The following is a 19,634-nucleotide window of genomic DNA, read 5'->3' as shown; positions in this document are numbered from 1 at the left end:
TCAGGTATCCCATGAAGCTGCTCTGTTCGCCCGCCTCGCCCTATTCCAACAAGGTGCGGATGGCCGCGCATTTTCTCGGCCTAGGGGTGAACGCCATTCGGGTCGACACCAATACCGGACCGGCGATCCTGGTGGACAACAATCCGCTCGGCAAGATCCCGACGCTGCTGACCGATGACGGAGTGTCGATATACGACAGCGTGGCGATCATGCATTATTTCGACCGGCTGACGAAGGGCAAGCTCTATCCTGCGAAGAAGGGCAAGCGCACGGATGCGGAAATCCTCGAGGCGCTTTGCGACGGCATCTGTGACTGCCTGCTCGCCATCATCTACGAGCGACGCTTCCGCGACGAGGAAAAGGTCCATCAGCCCTGGATCGACCGGCAATGGAAAAAGGCGACGAGCGGGCTTGCTCACCTCAGCGCCGATCCGCCGAAGCTCGGCAAGAAGCTCAGCGGCGGGCATTTCGCGCTGGCCGCGACGCTCGATTATCTCGAGCTGCGCTTCAAGGACCAGTGGGAAGCCGATCATGCGCCGCTGGTCGACTGGCTGCGGCAGTTCGACAAGAAATTCCCCGCCCATGGCGAACTGAAAGCCCAGGGCTGAGAGCAGTCGGCTCGTCGGCCTGAGCGCCGGCAACAACAAGGAAGCAGCAAAAAGCCGGGCAACGTGCCCGGCTTTTCCATGCTTGGACGGTTCTGTTCGGCTTAGAACTTGACGCCGATACCGAGCTTGACGCTGTTCTCGTCGTAACCGCGCGAGAAGCTGCCGGAGTCGAGGTCGTAGTCCTTGCTCTGGTAGTCGGTGTAGCGATATTCGAGGCGCGTCGTGATGTTGTTGGTCACGAAGGCTTCGACGCCAGCGCCGACCGTATAGCCGTAGTTCGTCTTGCTTTCATCCGAGGTGCCGTCGGAAACCTTGACGTTGCCGAGGGCAAGACCGGCGGTGCCGTAGAGCAGGAAGGGGTTCATGTCGTAGCCGACGCGGCCACGGACGGAGCCGTTCCAGCCATACTTGTTCTTGACGCCGTCTGAGGAGACGTCGTCGCCGCTGTAGCCGAGATCGGATTCAACGCCATAAACGATCTGGCCCTGCTGCCAGTTGTAACCGGTGAAGACCTGGCCGCCGAAACCATAGGTGTGACGGTCGGAACCGAAGTCACCCATGTTGTAGGTGCCGGCGCCGCCGAGGTAAAAGCCTTCCCAGCTACCGGCCGGCTTGACCGGAGCGTCCTGGGCGACCGGTGCTTCCGGAACCTGGTCGACGGCATCGGCCGCCTGAGCTGCCGAGACGCCCGCAATTGCAAAAACGGAGGCCATGAGGCCAGCAATGAGTACACGCATACTTAGTCTCCTTTCAGTCCCGCTTTGCTTGCCATCTGTCTATCAGTGAAGCATTGGCGGGATATTGCCAGATGTCCCTTCCGGATCGAGACTGAAATTGGAACTCAAATGCGGATTTGAAAGAGCCAAATTGTGATATCATTGTGGCTGCCGCGTGGCCGAAATTCGATGTTGCTTGAGTGCAACATACACTTCATTAACCATACCGAAGAGTTGATCTTAAAATACTTATTTCAAGAAATCGCATTCTTAAATAATACATAGAATATCCTGCTCACGGACGCAACCGCGACGGCCTATTTATATAATCTCCGCCCGCGCCTATATAGTCAGCAGACAGACTCGCGGGATCAGAAGGCAGGATTTTGAACCACAAAAGACTTCGCTCGGCCCTTGTAACTGGGGCCGCTAAAAGAATAGGCAGGGCAATCGCCGAAGACCTTGCTGCAAATGGCTTTTCCGTTGCGATCCACGCGAACGGCTCCATCGATGAAGCCGAAGAGCTGGCGGCGGAATTGCGGCAGAAGGGATATCGGGCGATCGCGCTTATGGCCGATCTTACCGATATCGGCGAAACAAGCGCGCTCATGAAAAGAGCGTCAGAAGCTCTCGGGCCGATCGACCTGCTCGTCAACAACGCCTCGATCTTCCGCCAGGATTCGGCCCGCAGTTTCGATGCGCAGGCATGGGCGCAGCATTTCGACATCCATGTGCGGGCGCCCTCGATTCTCGCTGCGGGTTTTGCCGAACAACTGCCCGACGATGCGAACGGACTGATCGTCAACATCATCGACCAGCGGGTCTGGGCGCTCAACCCCGGCTTCTATTCCTACACGCTTTCGAAGGGCGCACTCTGGACGGCGACGCAGACGATGGCACAGACCTTTGCGCCGAAGCTGCGCGTCAACGCCATCGGCCCCGGTCCGACGGTGCGTAGCGCGCGGCAGTCGGAAGAGGACTTCCAGGCACAGATCGACGGGCTTATCATGAAGGCGGGGCCGGGATTCGGCGAGTTCGGACAGACGATTCGCTTTCTCTTCGACACGCCCTCGATCACCGGCCAGATGATTGCCCTCGATGGCGGCCAGCACCTCGCCTGGCAGACGCCCGATGTGGCGGAGATTACGGAATGAACGGACGAAAGCTGCCGGATGGCGGCGTTCTCTACGATGATACGGATGAGAGCGAAGACGATATCGAGGTGGAAGGCGATGTTTCCGCCGCCGCCCCGCTTGCGACTGCGGTCGACTGGAACGCGGGCAGCCTCAACGAGACCGGGCTCATCGGCGCGGAACTGATCGGCGAATTCGTCAAGCGGCTGCCGAACAGCCCCGGCGTCTACCGCATGTTCAATGCCGACGGCGACGTGCTTTATGTCGGCAAGGCGCGCAGCCTGAAGAAGCGCGTCGGCAATTACGCCGTCGGCCGCGTGCATTCCAACCGCATCGCCCAGATGGTGCGGCAGACGGCGAACATGGAATTCGTGACGACGCGCACGGAAACCGAAGCGCTGCTGCTGGAAGCGAATCTGATCAAGCGCTTGCGGCCGCGCTTTAACGTGCTGCTGCGCGACGACAAGTCCTTTCCCTATATCCTCATCACCGGCGACCATCGGGCGCCGGCCATTTTCAAGCATCGCGGTGCGAGAGCGCGAAAGGGCGACTATTTCGGACCTTTCGCTTCGGCCGGCGCGGTCGGGCGGACGATCAATTCGCTGCAGCGTGCCTTCCTGATCCGCACCTGCACCGACAGCGTCTTCGAAACGCGCACCCGCCCCTGCCTGCTCTACCAGATCAAGCGCTGTTCCGGGCCGTGCACCCACGAGGTCAGCGACGGGGGTTACGGCGAACTGGTGCAGGAGGCGAAGGACTTCCTCTCCGGCAAGAGCCAGAAGGTGAAGTCGCACATGGCTGAGGCCATGAACCAGGCGGCCGAGGACCTCGACTTCGAGCGGGCGGCGATCTATCGCGATCGACTGGCAGCACTTTCGCATGTGCAGAGCCATCAGGGCATCAATCCAGCCGGCGTCGAGGAGGCGGATGTTTTCGCCATCCACCATGAGGGCGGCATTTCCTGCATCCAGGTGTTCTTCTTCCGCACCGGTCAAAACTGGGGCAACCGCGCCTATTTCCCGAAGGCCGATCCGCAGCTTTCCGGCGCCGAAGTGCTGAATGCCTTTCTCGCTCAGTTCTACGACGACAAGCCTGTGCCGAAGCAGATCATGCTGTCGGAAACGATCGAGGAGATGGAACTGCTCGCGGCCGCACTCAGCCAAAAGGCCGCTCACAAGGTTTCGATCCTGGTGCCGCAGCGCGGTGAGAAGCGCGATCTGGTCGACCATGTCGTCGGCAATGCGCGCGAGGCGCATGGGCGAAAGCTCGCCGAGACGGCGTCGCAATCGCGGCTGCTCGAAGGTTTCAAGGACACGTTCGGGCTTGCCTATGCACCGCAGCGCATCGAGATCTACGACAACTCGCATATCATGGGCACCAATGCCGTCGGTGGAATGGTGGTCGCGGGGCCGGAAGGTTTCGTCAAAAACCAGTACCGCAAGTTCAACATCAAATCGACCGACATCACCCCCGGCGACGACTTCGGCATGATGAAGGAGGTGATGACGAGGCGCTTCTCGCGGCTGATCAAGGACGAAGGCATTCCCGACCGGACGGCGCAGACCGCCGCGCCCGACGCCGCCGACATGCCCTTCCCGGCCTGGCCCGATGTGATCCTGATCGACGGCGGCCAGGGGCAGATGACCGCGGTACGCGCCATCCTCACCGAGCTCGGCATCACCGACAGCGTGACGGCGATCGGCATCGCCAAGGGCGTCGACCGCGATGCCGGGCGCGAGCGCTTCTTCCCGCCGGGACGCGAGAGTTTTACCCTGCCGCCGCGCGATCCGGTGCTCTATTTCGTCCAGCGCATGCGCGACGAGGCGCATCGTTTCGCAATCGGCTCGCACCGGGCACGGCGCAAGAAGGAAATGATCAAGAACCCGCTCGACGAGATCGGCGGCATCGGGCCATCGCGCAAACGCGCGCTGCTCCAGCATTTCGGCACGGCGAAGGCGGTTTCTCGCGCGGCGCTCTCCGACCTGATGACGGTCGAAGGCATATCGGAAGCCGTCGCCAAGCAGGTCTATAACCATTTCCACGACGACGCCGCGAAATAACCGGTGTCCGTCGCAAATTCCACGCAAAGGCAGTGAAAAGACAGAAAGAATGTTGACGGTCCGCAGCCAAAGCCGTCATCTACCGCATCGGCCCGAAAATCGGAATCGATTGGAAAGCACGATGCGCAGGTTCAAAGTGTTACAGCGTCCTTTGCGCGTCTGAAAAGCCGCGCGGCGCTGTAGCGGCGCATCAATTCAGAGAAACGATCCCATGGCATCGCGTGCGTACAGCATTCCCAATCTTCTGACCTACGGCCGTATTCTCGCCGTACCGCTGATCGTTCTCTGCTTCTTCATCGAGGGTAAGCTGTCGATCAGCAACACGGCGCGCTGGGTGGCGCTGTGGATCTTCGTCATCGCCTCGATCACCGATTTTCTCGACGGCTATCTCGCGCGCATCTGGAACCAGACGTCGAATATCGGCCGCATGCTCGATCCGATCGCCGACAAGCTGCTGGTCGCCTCGATCCTTCTCCTGGTCGCCGCCGACCAGACGATTGCCGGCTGGTCGATCTGGGCTGCGATCACCATTCTCTGCCGTGAGATCCTGGTATCGGGCTTGCGCGAATATCTGGCAGCGCTGAAGGTCAGCGTGCCGGTGACGCGCATCGCCAAGTGGAAGACGACGCTGCAACTCGTCGCCATCGCCTTCCTGCTCGCCGGCCCGGCCGGCGACGAGATTTTCCCCTACACGACGCAGACCGGCATCGCGCTCTTATGGATCGCCGCGCTGCTGACCATCTATACCGGCTATGATTATTTCCGCGCCGGGGTGAAACATATCGTGGATAACGAGGAATGACCCGGCTGGTCTATTTCGCATGGGTGCGTGAGCGCATCGGCAAGAGCGAGGAGGATATCGACCTCCCCTCCTCCGTCGTTACCGTTACCGATCTCTTGAATCATTTGAAGACGCTGGGCGAAGAATATGAGACCGCGCTTCAATATCCCGAGGTGATCCGCGTGGCGCTCGACATGGAGCATGTCGAGCATGACGAGCCGATATCAGGCGCGCGCGAGATCGGGATATTTCCTCCGATGACGGGGGGGTGAGACAGTGATGGTGGTGCCGTGTCGCTACCCCCCTCTGTCCTGCCGGACATCTCCCCCACAAGGAGGGAGATTGGCTGGAAGCACGAACTTCCCCAACCAATCAACCTCGCAGCCCGGAAAAACAGAAGATGGGCACGATGGTCAAGCCGCCCGTAATTTCCCTCCTTGTGGGGGAGATGCCCGGCAAGGCAGAGGAGGGTTGGCAGGGCACGCCCTCTCCATAGTTTCCGCTACTGCATCAAAACAGTTGGGGATGTTATCATGATCATCACCCCCACCATCCGCGTCCAGGATGAGGACTTCGACCTTCAAACCGAGGTCGACCGCCTCTCCAAGGACAGGCCCGGCATCGGCGCCGTCGTCACCTTTTCCGGCCTCTGCCGCGATGAAGGCGGGGCGCTCTCGGCGCTCGAACTCGAACATTATCCCGGCATGGCCGAAGCGGAGATGGCCCGCATCGGCGATCTCGCCATTGCCCGTTTCGGGCTTCTCGGCCTCACCGCCATCCACCGTTACGGCAAGATCGCCGTGGGCGAGAATATCGTGCTCGTCATTGCAGCGGCGCCGCACCGGCAGGCGGCGTTCGACGGCGCCAATTTCGTCATGGATTTCCTGAAGACCGCAGCCCCCTTCTGGAAGAAGGAGCATGGTCGGGATGGCGCCACCGGCGAGTGGGTCACGGCGAGAGACGCCGACGACGCGGCGCGCGACAAATGGAAATGAATTAGAGCGTGACTCGCTCCCTGCGGCTCATGACCAAGACCAGGACGAGCAGCGAGAAGATCACCAGATCCCGCCAGACAAAGGGGCCATAGGCCCCCCACATGGTCTCGACGACGGCGAGGCCGGCGGCGCCGCCTGCCGAGCGTAGCGGATCGGAATAGCCGCCGACAGCCGCAATCAGCAGCACCTTCAGCCCGAACATCAGGCCGGCGCCGAAATCCATCGAACCGTAATAGAAGGTGGCGAGGATTCCGCAAATCGTGGCGACGAGGCTAGCTGCCGCATAAGCGACGAGAAAGACGCGGTTGGCGCTGGTGCCGCAGAGCTCGGCGGCCAGCGGGTCGTCGGTGACGGCGCGCCAGATGCGGCCCCAGGCTGTGCGCCTGAGGATCAGCGTTCCAACAGCGACGATGGCTGACATCAGCGCGGTGTCGATCAGTTGGATATAGGTGAGCGTTACCTTGAACGGGCCGTCACTCCAGAAGATCACCGTATCGTTCAGAAACGGCGGCAGCCAGATGGTGCGGGTATTGGCGGCAAGCCTGGCGGTCTCCATCAGCACGATCATGATGCCGAGGGCGGCGACGATGACCGTATTCGGCGATTTGTTGACCAGCGGCAGCATGATCGACCGGCCGATCCACAAGCCCGCCCCCAGCGAATAGGCGATGGAAGCGCAGGCGCCGACGGCAAGGGCGGCCGGCAGTACCAGCCAGAGGCGGTTGAAGGCGAGTTCGGTGAAGAGCAGCAGGATCTGGCCTGCGAAGGCGAAAATCGCCCCATAGGTGATATCGGCCCGCTTCGTCACGCCGAAGGCTACGGCATAACCGAAGGCGAGCGCGGCATAGAGAGCAGCGAGCGGAACCGCATTCGCCAACTGCTGCAGAAGATAGGCCATTCCAGACACTCCACGTCACCAAAATTATAACTGGCAAAAGTTATTTCACCAGTTATAATTTCACCATGAGCTTTTCCTGGACCCCTCACCGCTTTGCCGGCGGCGCCCTGGCGCTCGATGTCGCCAACAGCGTCGTGCTGCGCCATGATGCGACGCGGCGGATCGACCGCTTCGCGGTTCGGGACCAGATGCGGGACTTTCCGCATGCCGCCGCCGAATTCTGCGCCGAACGCGCCCTCTTCGGCGATATCGCCCCGGTGGCGGCGGAAAACGAGACGGATTTCATCGCGCTGCGGGAAGCGATCGACCTCTATTTTCGCAAGCGTATACTCAAGGGCGGCGATGACCAATTGCTGGCCTTGCTGCTGGAAGCGCTGGCGAAGGTGTTGCGCGAAGCAGGCCGCGGCAGCCTGGCGGCGGCGACCGCGCATTCGGTGCTGCGGCTGATCACCATGCCCGATCCGGAACGCATGAAGATCTGCGGCAATTGCGGCTGGCTGTTCATCGACCGCAGCAAGAACAGGAGCCGCGCCTGGTGCGACATGGCGGTCTGCGGCAACCGCGCCAAGGCGAACCGGTATTATCGCCGCAAGAAGGAGGAGACGCCATGAGAAAACATTTGATCATAACGGCGGCAGCGGCCAGCCTTCTGATGTCTGCCTGCCAGCGCCAGGCTGAAGACCTGGTCGAAGTCACCGGCCATCTCTTCGTCTTCAACTATCGCGTGGCAAGCGCCACCTATCTGCTGACGCTGAAGAAGACGGGTCCCATCCCCGACGGTTCTCTCATCATCGCCGAATTCGAAAATCCTGAGGGCGGCGATCCGCTGGTGCTGAACCAGAAAATCTACCCGATCGACGACAAAATTGCGCTGCAGAGCGAAAAACTCCACTGCGTGCGCAAGGACCGTCCCTATTCCGTCAGTGTCCGGCTGGTCGACAAGGACGGCAAGGTCCTGCAGGAATTGAAGACGCAGTTCCGCTCCGACCTTGACCAGACTGTGCTGCCGAGCAAGCCGCTCGTCCTCGGTGCGCTTTATGACAAAAACCCGGAGGTCTTCAAGCCTGACGGCAGCGTCGATTTTTCGAATACCGACAAGTGCCCCGCATAGAGGCTATTCGGCATGGAAAAAGCCGGAGCGAGGCCCCGGCTTTTAAGAGTCAATTCAAGGCATTGCCGGGCAATGCAGAAACGTTGCCTCAGCCGACGACTTCGGTATCGGAGAACCAGTACTTGATTTCCTGGGCAGCCGTCTCCGGAGCATCCGAGCCGTGAACGGAATTTTCGCCGATCGACAGGGCATGGACCTTGCGGATCGTGCCTTCGTCAGCGTTTGCCGGGTTGGTCGCGCCCATGATTTCGCGGTTCTTGAGGATGGCGCCTTCGCCTTCCAGAACCTGAACGACGGTCGGGCCGGAGGTCATGCCTTCGACGAGTTCGCCGAAGAAGGGACGCTCCTTGTGAACGGCGTAGAAGCCTTCAGCTTCGCGACGGCTCATCCAGACGCGCTTGGAGGCGACGACGCGCAGGCCGGCATCTTCGAGCATCTTGGTGATGGCACCCGTCAGGTTGCGCTTGGTTGCATCCGGCTTGATCATCGAGAAGGTGCGTTCAATCGCCATAGTCAAATCCTCTGTTTTCTCGGGAAAAGTGGGCGGTCTTTACCCGCCCCAACGCCCGAAAACAAGGGGTCGACGGCAATTTCACGCCGCTGTCACAGTCCTGCCGCGGCTTTCATGGAGATCGAGGCAGCGCTCGAACCAGAGCATGACGGGATCGTCGGCGGCCAGCATGGCGAGGCCGGCGGAGACGCGCAGCCATTGCAGCGCGCCGAAGACGATATAGTCGGCAAAGAGCGGCGTCTGCCCGCCGATGAAGGGCTGGAACTTCAGCATGTGACGGAGCGGCTCCAGCTTGGCGCCGAAGGCGGCCTTCTCCGCTTCGCTGTCGGCGGCAATCACCTCCAGCGGCTTGCCGAGCCTGACCTCGCGGCTCTCGCGGAAATAGGCCTTGTCTCCTTCGTCGAGGTTGGCGTGGATGTCGAGAAGGGCGATGCGCGTGATTGAGGGATGGATGATCATCTGCGAATAACCCTCGACCATGCGCGACAGCGCCTTGCCGCCCTCGCCGTTAAACAGCGACGGCCGCTCGGGATAGGCTTCTTCCAGATAGAGGGCGATGTCGAAACTGTCGGGGATCAGCCGGCCGTTGTCGTCGAGAACGGGCACGGTCTGCGAGACACCGCCACCGATTGCGCGGATGCGGGTATAGGTCGTCGGGATTTCCTCGAAATCGAGCCCCTTATGCGCCAGCGCCATCACCGCCTTCCAGCAATGGGGCGAAAAGAAGCGCCGCTCGTCGGCGCCGCAAAGAGAATAGAGAGCTCTGGTCATACCAGTCCTTTCGAGATCGCAGCTTCATCCATTGCACGACAGAAAGCGCCCGTAATCAAATCAGGAAATTTCATGGGCGCCATCACTCCGATTTCTGGACAAACGGCATAGACTGCCGATACGACAGCAGGAGGGGTCGGATGCTCAGGCATTACAGGATGTTTGCCGCCTATATAGGCTGCGGTTGGGGCGGGGCGTAGTGCAGATTGGATAGAGCGGACACCGCATGCTTGAGCGCGGGGTTCTTCGGAGGACGCTGTGACAAAACGCCTAAATCTTATCTGTCTGGTAGCTTTCTTCTTCTGCTTCGCAGGAGCGTATGCTGTGCAGCTGTTGAATGGCGGTGTAGAAAACACACACGGGATTTACAGGTCTGTATACACGGTATTTTGGTTTTTTATCGTTGCGTTGCTTCCATTCAGCGTCGGGAGTTATCTCCTTACGCGGTCCTGGCGAGAACTGCGCAAAAATAAAGAAAATAGGGAGTTCCTACTCAAAAATCCGATTCTCACATTTTTCATTTGGCGTGAGGAGATTGATGGTGAGTAGCGCGACAGCGTTTCGACTACCGATGGCTGTTCACCCTGCTTCGGCGAGACGGAGAGCCGTCCGGCGCCGATCGTATCTACCGGCTCTATCGCGAGGAAGGTCTTCTGTCCGCACGCGCAAAGGCAGGTGGCGGGTGCCATCAAGACTGCATTAACCGCTTATGCCGTAAATCCCGGGCTTCCCGTTGAAAATTCAGCCTCTTTTAAAAGCTTGCAGGCATGAATGCAGGAAATGAGGCCGGGCAGCGAGGGATCGTCATGCAGAATGCAAGCGCAAACGCACTGGTGCCGCGCGAAGCGGTGCGCCCGGCGCCCATGACGGACATTCAGAGGATCGCCCAGCACCTGGCACGCCTCAACGTCGCCGCCTTGCCACGCAATTACGAACTCTTCCACGAGGCGATTATCGGGCTCAATGCCGGCCTTGCGCAGGATATTGCAGCACTTGGGTCCCAGCCGCAGCAGGCGATGCTCGATGAACTCGGCCTGAAATACCGGCTCGTCAGCCATTGCGGGCTGGCCGGCGAGACGTCACGCAACGAGGCGAGCCGGATGCTGCGCGAGGTGGCCGAGAGGCTTACCGAAGGGCTGAGGCACAGAGATGCCTTTGCACGCGCCTGCGCCACGATCCTGAAATCCGTTTCCGGAAACGACGACCAGAGCCTTGCCGCCTTCCTCAGCGAGATCGATTACCTCACCGCCTCGCTCGCAACGGTGCTGTCGGCGGAGATGGAAATCGGCGCCAGGCTGCAGGACGACATCAAGGCGCTGGAAACGCTGGAGCGCGGCATTTCGGCAATGCAATCGGCCGCTGTGGCCGACAAGATCACCGGGCTTCCGAACCGCATCGCGCTGAACCGGACGATCGCCGATCTCTACGAGCGCGAAGAGGGTGCTGCCGGCAGCGCGCTGATCATGGTCGATATCGATAATTTCACCGATCTCAACGACACATATGGGACCCAGGCCGGCAACAAGCTGCTGAAGAAGCTCGCCGGCCTCTTCCGCAAATCGGTCAAGAAAAACGACTTCGTCGCCCGCACCGAGGCGGACGAATTTGCCTTGCTGTTTGCCAATGTCGGCATGCAGGACGCAATCGCTATCGCCGAGCGGCTGCGCGCCTCGGTCGAGGACAATCTGGTCTTCGCGACATCCGACAAGGCCGATCGCGGCCGGCTGACCATCTCGATCGGCGTAGCGCTCAGCACCGATGCGGCAACGCCGGGGCAATTGCAGGCCAATGCCCGCGTGGCGCTTCTCGCAGCGCAGTCCAATCCTCGACGGCCGGTGCAGGCTTTCGGCCACTGAGGCACACAAGCATTCCTTGGCGCAGGGCAAGTATGCTTAAGCGCTCTTGCCTTGGCGGGCGCTTTCGGCCAAAACGCCGCCATGATCACGATTACCGACATTTCCGCCCGCATCGCCGGGCGCCTGCTTCTCGACAATGCCAGCGTCTCGCTGCCTTCGGGCACCAAGGCGGGGCTGGTCGGACGCAACGGCGCCGGCAAGTCGACGCTGTTTCGCGTCATCACCGGCGATCTCGGCTCCGAGAGCGGATCGGTATCGATCCCGAAGGCCGCCCGCATCGGCCAGGTGGCACAGGAAGCGCCGGCGACCGAGGACGCCCTGATCGAGATCGTGCTTGCCGCCGACAAGGAACGCACGGCGCTCGTCACTGAGGCGGAAACGGCAACCGATGCGCACCGCATCGCCGAAATCCAGATGCGCCTCGTCGATATCGACGCGCATTCGGCCGAAGCGCGGGCGGCGAGCATTCTCGCCGGCCTCGGCTTCGACCAGGCGGCGCAGGCCCGCCCCGCCTCCTCCTTCTCCGGCGGCTGGCGCATGCGCGTTGCCCTTGCAGCCGTGCTGTTTGCCGAGCCGGACCTGCTCCTGCTCGATGAGCCCACAAACTATCTCGACCTCGAAGGTACATTGTGGCTGGAAGACTATATCCGCCGCTACCCGCACACCGTCATCATCATCAGCCACGATCGCGACCTCCTGAACAACGCGGTCAATTCGATCGTGCATCTCGATCAGAAGAAGCTCACCTTCTATCGCGGCGGTTACGACCAGTTCGAGCGGCAGAAGGCGGAGGCCGACGAGCTGCAGACGAAGGCCAAGGCGAAGAACGACGCGGCCCGCAAACATCTGCAGGGCTTCATCGATCGCTTCAAGGCCAAAGCCTCCAAGGCGCGGCAGGCACAGTCGCGCGTCAAGGCGCTGGAGCGCATGGGAACGGTCGCCGCGGTGATCGAGGACCACGTCACGCCGATCACCTTTCCCGAGCCGGAAAAGCAGCCGGCATCGCCGATCGTCGCGATCCAGAGCGGCGCCGTCGGCTACGAACCCGGCAATCCGATCCTGAAGAACCTCAACCTGCGCATCGACAATGACGATCGCATCGCTCTTCTCGGCTCGAACGGCAACGGCAAGTCGACTTTCGCCAAATTCATCTCCGGCCGGCTTGCGCCGGATAGCGGCGAAGTGAAAATCGCGCCGAGCCTGAAGATCGGCTTCTTCGCGCAGCACCAGCTCGACGACCTCATTCCCGAGCAGTCGCCGGTCGAACATGTGCGCCGGCTGATGCCCGGCGCGCCGGAGGCCAAGGTGCGCGCCCGCGTCGCACAGATGGGGCTTGCCACCGAGAAGATGGCGACGGCCGCCAAGGATCTTTCCGGTGGCGAAAAGGCCCGCCTGCTAATGGGGCTCGCCGCCTTCAATGCGCCGAACCTGCTGATCCTCGACGAACCCACCAACCATCTCGACATCGACAGCCGCCGCGCGTTGATCGAGGCGCTGAACGATTACGAAGGCGCCGTCATCCTGATTTCGCACGATCGCCATCTGATCGAGGCGACGGTCGATCGGCTGTGGCTGGTCAACGCCGGCACGGTGACCGCCTTCGAAGGCGATATGGACGAATATCGCGACCTGATCGTCAGTTCAGGTAAAAAAAAAGAAGAAAAACCGCAGCTAATTGAAGACGCGACGTCGAAGGCGGAGCAACGCAAGCTCAATGCCGAACGGCGGGCGTCGCTGAAGCCGCTGAAGAAAAAGATCAACGAAATCGAATCCTTGACGGCGAAGCTGGAGAAACAGATTCAGGCGCTTGACGCGGAACTTGCGGATCCTGTTCTCTATGAAAAGACGCCCGCCAAAGCCGCCGAAAAGGCAAAGCAGCGCGGCGAGGCTGCGGCCAAGCTGGCTGCGGCCGAGGAAGACTGGCTGATGCTTTCGGCCGAATACGAAGAAGCGATGGCGGGATAGCCACAGCTGTCGCCGAAACGCGGCGAAGTGCCGCGCATCGGCACAATTCCGGCCACCATCAACCAATCGTTAACCATAATTCGAAAGGTTGTCTCAACATTCGTTACCGATTTGTTGAGCCCTTTCGATGTATCGCTTTTTCATTCTGTTTTGCATGGCCCTCACGGCCACCCTGTCTGCCTGCAGCACCACCAAACAGTCCCCGGACACATCGATCAAGACCTCCTCGGTGATTGCGCCCGAGGGGCGGAAACTTGGCTATGCCGGCGACGATGCGGGCCCGCGCATGACCGGCTGGCACCGTCTGGCCGGGCGGACGCTGGAGGTTTCCTCGCTCGCCGATCTCAAGCTGCAGGACAAGGAAGTGATCCTGAGCTTCGACGACGGCCCGATCCCGGGCCGGACCGACAAGGTGCTGGCGATCCTCGACCAGTTCGGCGTCAAGGGCGCCTTCATGATGGTCGGCGAAATGGCCGAAATGCATCCGGCGCTGGCCCGCAAGGTCGCTGAGGACGGCAACACGATCGGCAGTCACACCTATGACCACGCCAACCTGAGTGCGCTTGATTTCGACGCGGCGATGGCCGAGGTGATCAAGGGCGAATTGGCGGTGACCAAGGCGACGGGGACCGACGTTTCCTTTTTCCGTTTCCCCTATCTTTCCGAGAACCACAGACTGCGCGCCGCGATCGCCATGCGCGATTTGGTAGTCATGGATGTCGATATCGACAGCAAGGACTATTTCGCCACAACACCGGCCTCCGTGACTCAGCGGACGATGGACCTGCTGCGCAAGCGCGGCCGTGGCATCATTCTGATGCATGACATCCACAAGCGCACCGCAACGATGCTGCCGACCCTGCTTTCGGACCTTGAAGCCGAAGGCTACAAGGTGGTGACGCTGAAGTTCAAGAAGACGCAGGCGCCGAACAATCTCGTTGCCTCGGCCGATTTCGTGACGACCCGTTAAAGCCGGGTTGCCAAGCCTGGACCGGCTGCCTAGATCTGAGCGACGTCAACGGAAACCGGCAGGTCGAACATGAACCTTCATCTCGAAACGGACGACGATCCGCGCACCCGCCAGTTTATCGACGAGCATAACCGGGTGTCCGACGCTGCACTCAGAACAGCTGAATTCGTCAGGGATCGGGACGCGATCAAGGCGCTGATCGAACGGCAGGACAGACTGATCGTGCCGATGCGCCGCGGCGACTGGCTGTTCGATTTCCGGCAGAGCAAGGACAATCCTCTCGGCGTCTGGCTCCGTCTGCCTGCCGACCAGGAACCGCTGCCGGACGCCGATTGGGAGCCGGTCTTCGATCTCGATGCCTTCTGTGCCAGTGAAGGCAAGCGCTGGAGCTGGCGCGGCGCGGTTACCTGCCCGTGGGAGCCGACGCGGGTGCTGCTCACGCTTTCCGACGGCGGCTCCGACCTTAACCGGCTGCTCGAGTTCGACGCCGAGAGCAAGCAGATCGTCGAGGGCGGTTTCGATACGCCGACCGCACGATCGCATGCCAATTGGCTGAGCCGCGACGAGATCTGCTATTTCGGCTCCATCGACCGATTTTCGTCGACCCGCTCCGGATGGCCACGGGTCGGGCGGCGATTGAAGCGCGGGCAGCGGCCAGAAGATGCCACCGTCATGTTCGAAGCCGCAAACGAGGACGTCTACGGCTTTAATCTCGTCATCGACCCGGCCCTGTCGGGCGCTTCGGCGGATGCCGGATTGATCGACATTTTCGTCGCCGCCCATGAGATCGGCGTGGCCAGCGCGTTCCTGATCGGCGACGACGGCACGCGGCGGCGCATCGATCTGCCCAAGGAGGCGGACTTCCAGTTCAATCATGATCATTGCCTCTGGCGGGCAAAGACCGATGAGCGCGTTGCCACCGGCAGTCTCGTGCTGCAGCGCTTCGATCCGAGTTCGGAGACGGTTCCGCTCGGGCCGGCGCGGATCCTGTTTCAGCCTGGCGAGGGCCAGTCGATCTCGCAGATGATGCTGATGCGCGAGTGGTGCGTCTTCATCATCTCCGATCGGCTGCGTCCGCGTCTCCTGGTGCTGGACCTGACAAAGCCCGATGCCGAACAGCGCGAGATCGCGCTGCCGGCGGACATGCAGACGGCTCATTTCAGGCCGCTCTATGCGGATCTGCATCTTGGCGACGATACGCTCTGCATCGTTGGCCAGGGTTTCCTGCAGGCTCCGGCCTGTTACCGCCTCGCGCTGTCGGACCGCAGCAAGGAGGCCGGGCCGATTTTCGTCGCCGCGGCGCCCAGCTATTTCAATGCGACCGGTATGTCATCCGAACTGCTGGAGGCCGTTTCCGAGGACGGAACCAAGGTTGCCTACCGGCTGGTCCTGCCGAAGCAGTGGACCAAGGGGGCGCTGCCGGTGCTGCTTTACGGCTATGGTGGCTTCGACGTCTCGCTGTCGCCGAACTATTCCGGGGTGACGGGACGCTGGCTGGAACAAGGCGGCGCCTATGTGCAGGCCTATATCCGCGGCGGCGGCGAATTCGGGCCCGACTGGTATCGCAGTGCCAAGCGGCAGGGGCGAGACCGGGCGTTTGCCGATTTCGTCGCCATCGCCCGCGACCTCGTCGACCGCGGCTATACCGTGCCGTCGCGGATCGCCTGCCAGGGCGGCAGCAATGGCGGCCTGCTGACGGGCGTGATGCTGACGCGTTACTCTGAAGATTTCGGCGCCGTCTGGTGCCAGGTACCGGTGCTCGACATGACACGCTTTCACCTTTTCAGCGCAGGGCAAGCCTGGATGGACGAATACGGCGATCCGGAGACGCCGGCGGACCGGGATTTCATGCTCGGTTATTCGCCGCTTCACAATGTCAGGCCGGCGACCGAGATCACCTACCCGCCGATTTATATCGAAAGCTCCGCCAATGACGACCGCGTGCATCCCTCGCATGCGCGCCGCTTCGCCGCGCGGCTGGAGGAAGAAGGACACCGGCCGCTCTTCCATGAATTCGGCTCAGGCGGGCATGGCGGCGACGGCAATTCCGAAGAACGCGCCGCCCGCGCGGCAATGGGTTACAGCTTCCTTCGCCAGACCATCATGGGCTAGTATCCAACAGAATGGAGGAGGAGAGCTTGTCGGCACGCCTCTTTCTGCTACAAAGCGCAATAAATCATACTTTTCATACAGGCTGGAAAATACCATGTCCCCAATCAACCTCGCCATCGTCGGCGTCGGCAAGATCGTCCGCGACCAGCACCTCCCCTCCATCGCCAAGAACGCGGATTTCGAGCTTGTCGCCACGGCGAGCCGCCACGGCACGGTCGAAGGCATCAGGAGCTATACGACGATCGAGGCGATGCTCGACGCCGAGCCGTCGGTCGATGCCGTCTCGCTCTGCATGCCGCCGCAATATCGTTATGAGGCAGCCTATAAGGCCCTCGTCGCCGGCAAACACGTCTTCCTGGAAAAACCGCCCGGCGCAACGCTGAGCGAAGTGGCCGATCTCGAGGCGCTTGCGAGCAAGCAGGGTGCGTCGCTGTTTGCCAGTTGGCATTCGCGCTATGCGCCGGCCGTCGAGGCGGCCAAGGCGTTTCTGGCTTCGACGACGATCAAAAGCGTGCACGTGATCTGGAAGGAGGATGTCCGCCACTGGCATCCGAACCAGGATTGGATCTGGCAGGCCGGCGGCCTCGGCGTTTTCGATCCCGGCATCAACGCGCTGTCGATCGTCACCCACATCCTGCCGCGGCCGATCTTCATCACCGAGGCCGTGCTCGAATTTCCCGACAACCGCGATGCGCCGATCGCTTCCGACATTCGCTTCCGCGATGCCGACGGCCTGCCGGTTCATGCCGAATTCGACTGGCGCCAGACCGGCAAGCAGAGCTGGGACATCGTGGCGGACACGGCAGCAGGCCAGATGGTTCTCGCCGAGGGCGGCGCCAAGCTTTCTATCGATGGAGCGCTGACATTCGCCGAGCCGGAGCAGGAATATCCCTCGCTCTACCGTCGCTTCGCCGAAATCATCAAAGCCGGCAATTCGGATGTCGATCTCGCGCCGCTGCGCCACGTCGCCGACGCCTTCATGCTCGGCAAGCGGAAGTTCGTGGACGCGTTCCACGACTGAGCCATTTGGCAATCTTTGCCGAGGAGTTGCCCGTCAACAGCGACGGGCAACGGCCTGGCTCACCCAGCCGGGGGGATCGTGCCGCTCAATATCCTCACGAATCTCGACGACGACAAAGGCTCGAGGCGGTAACGCGCCACCACCGCGGTGAACCGCTCAAGCCTTCTTCTCCCACCGTCCCTCCGAAGTCTGCTGCCAATAGGTGAGGTTATGCCCCTCGCCTTTCAGCTTCTTCCATTGTGCACGCGCGGCCTCCAGTTGCTCCTGGTCGTGACCGTCGAACATGAAGACCACGCGCTCATAGCCATCGACCGGCGGCGGCTCGGCGCCGTCGATGATAAAACGCACGGTCGCAGCATTGGCATTATCAGGTGTCACCGTCAAAAGTACCGGCTGGCTTTCGGCGAAATCGCCCTCGTCGGTGCCGTGCGGCAGGAAGCTCTCCTCGCGGAACGTCCAAAGATGCGCGTCGAGAACATCGCGCCGCGCCGGCTCGCGCATCTGGATGGCGACACGCCAGCCGCGCTCGACGCTCTTGTCGATCAGCGGCGGAAGCGCGTCCTCCAGCCTGGTTTCGGTCAGATGATAAAAGAGAACGTCGGTCATCAGGCTTCATAATGAGCGCGAACGAGCTCGTCGAGCAGGCGCACCCCGAAACCGGAACCCCAGGATTGGTTGATCTCATCCTGCGGCGAGCCCATCGCCGTGCCGGCGATATCGAGATGCGCCCAGGGTGTGTCCTGGACGAAGCGCTTGATGAAATGCGCCGCGGTGATCGAGCCGGCCTGTCGGCCGCCGGTGTTCTTCATGTCGGCGAACTTGCTATCGATCAGCTTGTCGTAGTCCTTGCCAAGCGGCATGCGCCAGAGCTTCTCGTTGGTCGAAAGGCCGGCTGCCGTCAGTTGGGCGGAAAGCTGGTCGTCATTGGAGAACAGGCCGGCATGCACATTGCCGAGCGCCACGATGATGGCGCCGGTCAGCGTGGCGAGATTGATCATGAACTGCGGCTTGAAACGATCGTTGCAATACCAGAGGGCATCGCAGAGCACGAGGCGGCCTTCGGCATCGGTATTGATCACCTCGATCGTCTGGCCGGACATCGAGGTGACGATATCACCAGGACGCTGGGCGTTGCCGTCAGGCATGTTCTCGACCAGGCCGATAATGCCGATGGCATTGACGGCGGCCTTGCGGGACGCGAGAACATGCATGAGGCCGGTGACGGCTGCGGCACCGCCCATATCGCCCTTCATGTCCTCCATGCCCGCGGCCGGCTTGATCGAAATGCCGCCGGTATCGAAGACGACACCCTTGCCGATGAAGGCGATGGGACGATCCTTGCCCTTGCCGCCCTTCCACTGCATGACCGCCAGGCGCGGCGGACGCACGGAGCCCTGGGCGACGCCGAGAAGGGCGCCCATGCCGAGACGGCGCATCTCCTTCTCCGTCAGGATTTCCACGTCGACGCCCAGCTTTTCCAGCTCCTTCGCTTTAGCGGCGAACTCGACGGGGCCGAGCACGTTCGGTGGCTCGTTGACGAGATCACGGGCAAGATTGACGCCGCCGGCAATCGCTTCGGAATCGGAAAACGCCTTCTTGGGACCATTCGGATCGGCGGTGACGATCGTCACCTTGACGGATTTCGCCGCCTTTTCCTCGTCGTCACTCTTCTTCGTTTTGTAGGTATCGAAACTGTAAGCGCGCAGCAGCATGCCGAGCGCGAAATCGGCAGCTGCCCGCGCGCTCGTCTCAAGGCCAGGCACGTCGATGAAGACGGCGGCCTTGTCGGTATTCTTGATTCTCGCTGCCGCAATACCGCCGGCCTTCAGCCAGTCATGGGCGGTGAGGTCGGCGGCCTTGCCAAGCCCGATGACGACGATGCGCTCGACGGATGCGCCTTCCGGGGCGACGATATCGAGCGCGCTCATGGATTTCGCGGAGAATCGGGCGATCCTAGCAGCCTTGGCGATCACGCCTGCAGGGTCGACCGTTTCGGTGCCTGCGGCGCTGTCGGCCTCCGCAGTCTTCAACAGGATCGCCAGGCCGCCATTGAGCTTTGCCGATTTTGAGAATGCAATTTCGAACTTTGCTGACATGTCTTCTCCGCTGGGATTCTTTGAAATCCG

The 19,634-nt window shown here is 61.3% G+C and carries 19 protein-coding genes; 13 read left to right on the top strand and 6 right to left on the bottom strand.

From position 1 onward, the window contains the following. Window positions 1-11: 11 nt before the first annotated feature. A complete protein-coding gene (locus J3O30_RS07995; RefSeq protein WP_207583691.1) occupies window positions 12-608 on the top strand; it encodes a glutathione S-transferase in 597 nt (198 codons plus the stop codon). 101 nt (window positions 609-709) lie between these two features. On the opposite strand, the gene J3O30_RS07990 is transcribed toward J3O30_RS07995, so the two are convergent. Further along, a complete protein-coding gene (locus tag J3O30_RS07990; RefSeq protein WP_207583690.1) occupies window positions 710-1,345 on the bottom strand; it encodes an outer membrane protein in 636 nt (211 codons plus the stop codon). A gap of 365 nt (window positions 1,346-1,710) precedes the next feature. On the opposite strand from J3O30_RS07990, the gene J3O30_RS07985 reads away from it, so the two are divergent. The 5 genes from J3O30_RS07985 to J3O30_RS07965 all read left to right on the top strand — a co-directional run bounded on the left by J3O30_RS07985 (window position 1,711) and on the right by J3O30_RS07965 (window position 6,293). Next, window positions 1,711-2,478, top strand: coding sequence for an SDR family oxidoreductase (locus tag J3O30_RS07985; protein ID WP_207583689.1), 768 nt, complete (start codon window positions 1,711-1,713; stop codon window positions 2,476-2,478). Continuing rightward, window positions 2,475-4,517 (top strand): excinuclease ABC subunit UvrC, encoded by a 2,043-nt coding sequence (uvrC, locus tag J3O30_RS07980; RefSeq protein WP_207583688.1) that lies wholly within the window; start codon window positions 2,475-2,477, stop codon window positions 4,515-4,517. Before J3O30_RS07985 ends, uvrC begins: the two co-directional genes overlap by 4 nt. A 211-nt stretch (window positions 4,518-4,728) precedes the next feature. Then, window positions 4,729-5,319, top strand: a complete 591-nt coding sequence (gene pgsA, locus J3O30_RS07975) for a CDP-diacylglycerol--glycerol-3-phosphate 3-phosphatidyltransferase (protein ID WP_164008748.1) — start codon at window positions 4,729-4,731, stop codon at window positions 5,317-5,319. Further along, window positions 5,316-5,570 carry a molybdopterin converting factor subunit 1 gene (gene moaD / locus J3O30_RS07970; protein ID WP_207583687.1) on the top strand — a complete coding sequence of 85 codons (255 nt, stop codon included), beginning with the start codon at window positions 5,316-5,318 and terminating at the stop codon, window positions 5,568-5,570. The genes pgsA and moaD overlap by 4 nt, the downstream gene beginning before the upstream one ends. A gap of 261 nt (window positions 5,571-5,831) precedes the next feature. Further along, window positions 5,832-6,293, top strand: a complete 462-nt coding sequence (locus J3O30_RS07965; protein ID WP_207583686.1) for a molybdenum cofactor biosynthesis protein MoaE — start codon at window positions 5,832-5,834, stop codon at window positions 6,291-6,293. Between the two features lies 1 nt (window position 6,294). On the opposite strand, the gene J3O30_RS07960 is transcribed toward J3O30_RS07965, so the two are convergent. Beyond that, window positions 6,295-7,191 (bottom strand): branched-chain amino acid ABC transporter permease, encoded by an 897-nt coding sequence (locus J3O30_RS07960; RefSeq protein WP_207583685.1) that lies wholly within the window; start codon window positions 7,189-7,191, stop codon window positions 6,295-6,297. A gap of 65 nt (window positions 7,192-7,256) precedes the next feature. Between J3O30_RS07960 and J3O30_RS07955 the strand changes: the two genes are divergently transcribed. Next, a complete protein-coding gene (locus J3O30_RS07955; protein WP_207583684.1) occupies window positions 7,257-7,802 on the top strand; it encodes a CGNR zinc finger domain-containing protein in 546 nt (181 codons plus the stop codon). After that, complete coding sequence (locus tag J3O30_RS07950) at window positions 7,799-8,302, top strand: hypothetical protein (protein WP_207583683.1); 504 nt, start codon at window positions 7,799-7,801, stop codon at window positions 8,300-8,302. The genes J3O30_RS07955 and J3O30_RS07950 overlap by 4 nt, the downstream gene beginning before the upstream one ends. A gap of 88 nt (window positions 8,303-8,390) precedes the next feature. On the opposite strand, the gene ndk is transcribed toward J3O30_RS07950, so the two are convergent. Both ndk and J3O30_RS07940 read right to left on the bottom strand, forming a co-directional pair. Continuing rightward, window positions 8,391-8,813, bottom strand: coding sequence for a nucleoside-diphosphate kinase (gene ndk / locus J3O30_RS07945; protein ID WP_179610847.1), 423 nt, complete (start codon window positions 8,811-8,813; stop codon window positions 8,391-8,393). Window positions 8,814-8,894: 81 nt separating this feature from the next. Then, complete coding sequence (locus tag J3O30_RS07940) at window positions 8,895-9,584, bottom strand: glutathione S-transferase family protein (protein WP_207583682.1); 690 nt, start codon at window positions 9,582-9,584, stop codon at window positions 8,895-8,897. 806 nt (window positions 9,585-10,390) lie between these two features. On the opposite strand from J3O30_RS07940, the gene J3O30_RS07935 reads away from it, so the two are divergent. The 5 genes from J3O30_RS07935 to J3O30_RS07915 all read left to right on the top strand — a co-directional run bounded on the left by J3O30_RS07935 (window position 10,391) and on the right by J3O30_RS07915 (window position 17,508). After that, a complete protein-coding gene (locus J3O30_RS07935) occupies window positions 10,391-11,440 on the top strand; it encodes a GGDEF domain-containing protein (protein ID WP_207583681.1) in 1,050 nt (349 codons plus the stop codon). 81 nt (window positions 11,441-11,521) lie between these two features. Then, window positions 11,522-13,405, top strand: coding sequence for an ABC-F family ATP-binding cassette domain-containing protein (locus tag J3O30_RS07930; RefSeq protein ID WP_207583680.1), 1,884 nt, complete (start codon window positions 11,522-11,524; stop codon window positions 13,403-13,405). A 127-nt stretch (window positions 13,406-13,532) separates the two neighbouring features. Continuing rightward, the gene (locus tag J3O30_RS07925) at window positions 13,533-14,375 is read left to right on the top strand and encodes a polysaccharide deacetylase family protein (RefSeq protein ID WP_207583679.1); all 843 of its coding nucleotides are present in this window, start codon (window positions 13,533-13,535) and stop codon (window positions 14,373-14,375) included. Window positions 14,376-14,444: 69 nt separating this feature from the next. Further along, complete coding sequence (locus tag J3O30_RS07920) at window positions 14,445-16,487, top strand: prolyl oligopeptidase family serine peptidase (protein WP_207583678.1); 2,043 nt, start codon at window positions 14,445-14,447, stop codon at window positions 16,485-16,487. A 94-nt stretch (window positions 16,488-16,581) separates the two neighbouring features. Then, a complete protein-coding gene (locus tag J3O30_RS07915; RefSeq protein ID WP_207583677.1) occupies window positions 16,582-17,508 on the top strand; it encodes a Gfo/Idh/MocA family oxidoreductase in 927 nt (308 codons plus the stop codon). A gap of 156 nt (window positions 17,509-17,664) precedes the next feature. Here J3O30_RS07915 and J3O30_RS07910 read toward each other — a convergent pair whose 3' ends face one another. Both J3O30_RS07910 and J3O30_RS07905 read right to left on the bottom strand, forming a co-directional pair. After that, on the bottom strand, window positions 17,665-18,114 hold the full coding sequence (locus tag J3O30_RS07910) for a DNA polymerase III subunit chi (RefSeq protein WP_207583676.1): 450 nt from the start codon (window positions 18,112-18,114) through the stop codon (window positions 17,665-17,667). Next, the gene (locus J3O30_RS07905) at window positions 18,114-19,604 is read right to left on the bottom strand and encodes a leucyl aminopeptidase (protein WP_207583675.1); all 1,491 of its coding nucleotides are present in this window, start codon (window positions 19,602-19,604) and stop codon (window positions 18,114-18,116) included. The genes J3O30_RS07910 and J3O30_RS07905 overlap by 1 nt, the downstream gene beginning before the upstream one ends. Between the last annotated feature and the right edge of the window lie 30 nt (window positions 19,605-19,634).

The organism is Rhizobium sp. NZLR1, assembly GCF_017357385.1.
In the GTDB taxonomy this organism is placed as follows: domain Bacteria; phylum Pseudomonadota; class Alphaproteobacteria; order Rhizobiales; family Rhizobiaceae; genus Rhizobium.
Note: the sequence above shows the minus strand (reverse complement) of the source record. Positions and strands in the feature narration are given on the sequence as shown.

Bases quoted from the DNA above. Each gene is read 5' to 3' on its own strand.
- J3O30_RS07995 (WP_207583691.1), top strand. From the start codon at position 12: ATGAAGCTGCTCTGTTCGCCCGCCTCGCCCTATTCCAACAAGGTGCGG.
- J3O30_RS07990 (WP_207583690.1), bottom strand. From the start codon at position 1,345: ATGCGTGTACTCATTGCTGGCCTCATGGCCTCCGTTTTTGCAATTGCG.
- uvrC (WP_207583688.1), top strand. From the start codon at position 2,475: ATGAACGGACGAAAGCTGCCGGATGGCGGCGTTCTCTACGATGATACG.
- pgsA (WP_164008748.1), top strand. From the start codon at position 4,729: ATGGCATCGCGTGCGTACAGCATTCCCAATCTTCTGACCTACGGCCGT.
- moaD (WP_207583687.1), top strand. From the start codon at position 5,316: ATGACCCGGCTGGTCTATTTCGCATGGGTGCGTGAGCGCATCGGCAAG.
- J3O30_RS07965 (WP_207583686.1), top strand. From the start codon at position 5,832: ATGATCATCACCCCCACCATCCGCGTCCAGGATGAGGACTTCGACCTT.
- J3O30_RS07960 (WP_207583685.1), bottom strand. From the start codon at position 7,191: ATGGCCTATCTTCTGCAGCAGTTGGCGAATGCGGTTCCGCTCGCTGCT.
- J3O30_RS07955 (WP_207583684.1), top strand. From the start codon at position 7,257: ATGAGCTTTTCCTGGACCCCTCACCGCTTTGCCGGCGGCGCCCTGGCG.
- J3O30_RS07950 (WP_207583683.1), top strand. From the start codon at position 7,799: ATGAGAAAACATTTGATCATAACGGCGGCAGCGGCCAGCCTTCTGATG.
- ndk (WP_179610847.1), bottom strand. From the start codon at position 8,813: ATGGCGATTGAACGCACCTTCTCGATGATCAAGCCGGATGCAACCAAG.
- J3O30_RS07940 (WP_207583682.1), bottom strand. From the start codon at position 9,584: ATGACCAGAGCTCTCTATTCTCTTTGCGGCGCCGACGAGCGGCGCTTC.
- J3O30_RS07935 (WP_207583681.1), top strand. From the start codon at position 10,391: ATGCAGAATGCAAGCGCAAACGCACTGGTGCCGCGCGAAGCGGTGCGC.
- J3O30_RS07930 (WP_207583680.1), top strand. From the start codon at position 11,522: ATGATCACGATTACCGACATTTCCGCCCGCATCGCCGGGCGCCTGCTT.
- J3O30_RS07925 (WP_207583679.1), top strand. From the start codon at position 13,533: ATGTATCGCTTTTTCATTCTGTTTTGCATGGCCCTCACGGCCACCCTG.
- J3O30_RS07920 (WP_207583678.1), top strand. From the start codon at position 14,445: ATGAACCTTCATCTCGAAACGGACGACGATCCGCGCACCCGCCAGTTT.
- J3O30_RS07915 (WP_207583677.1), top strand. From the start codon at position 16,582: ATGTCCCCAATCAACCTCGCCATCGTCGGCGTCGGCAAGATCGTCCGC.
- J3O30_RS07910 (WP_207583676.1), bottom strand. From the start codon at position 18,114: ATGACCGACGTTCTCTTTTATCATCTGACCGAAACCAGGCTGGAGGAC.
- J3O30_RS07905 (WP_207583675.1), bottom strand. From the start codon at position 19,604: ATGTCAGCAAAGTTCGAAATTGCATTCTCAAAATCGGCAAAGCTCAAT.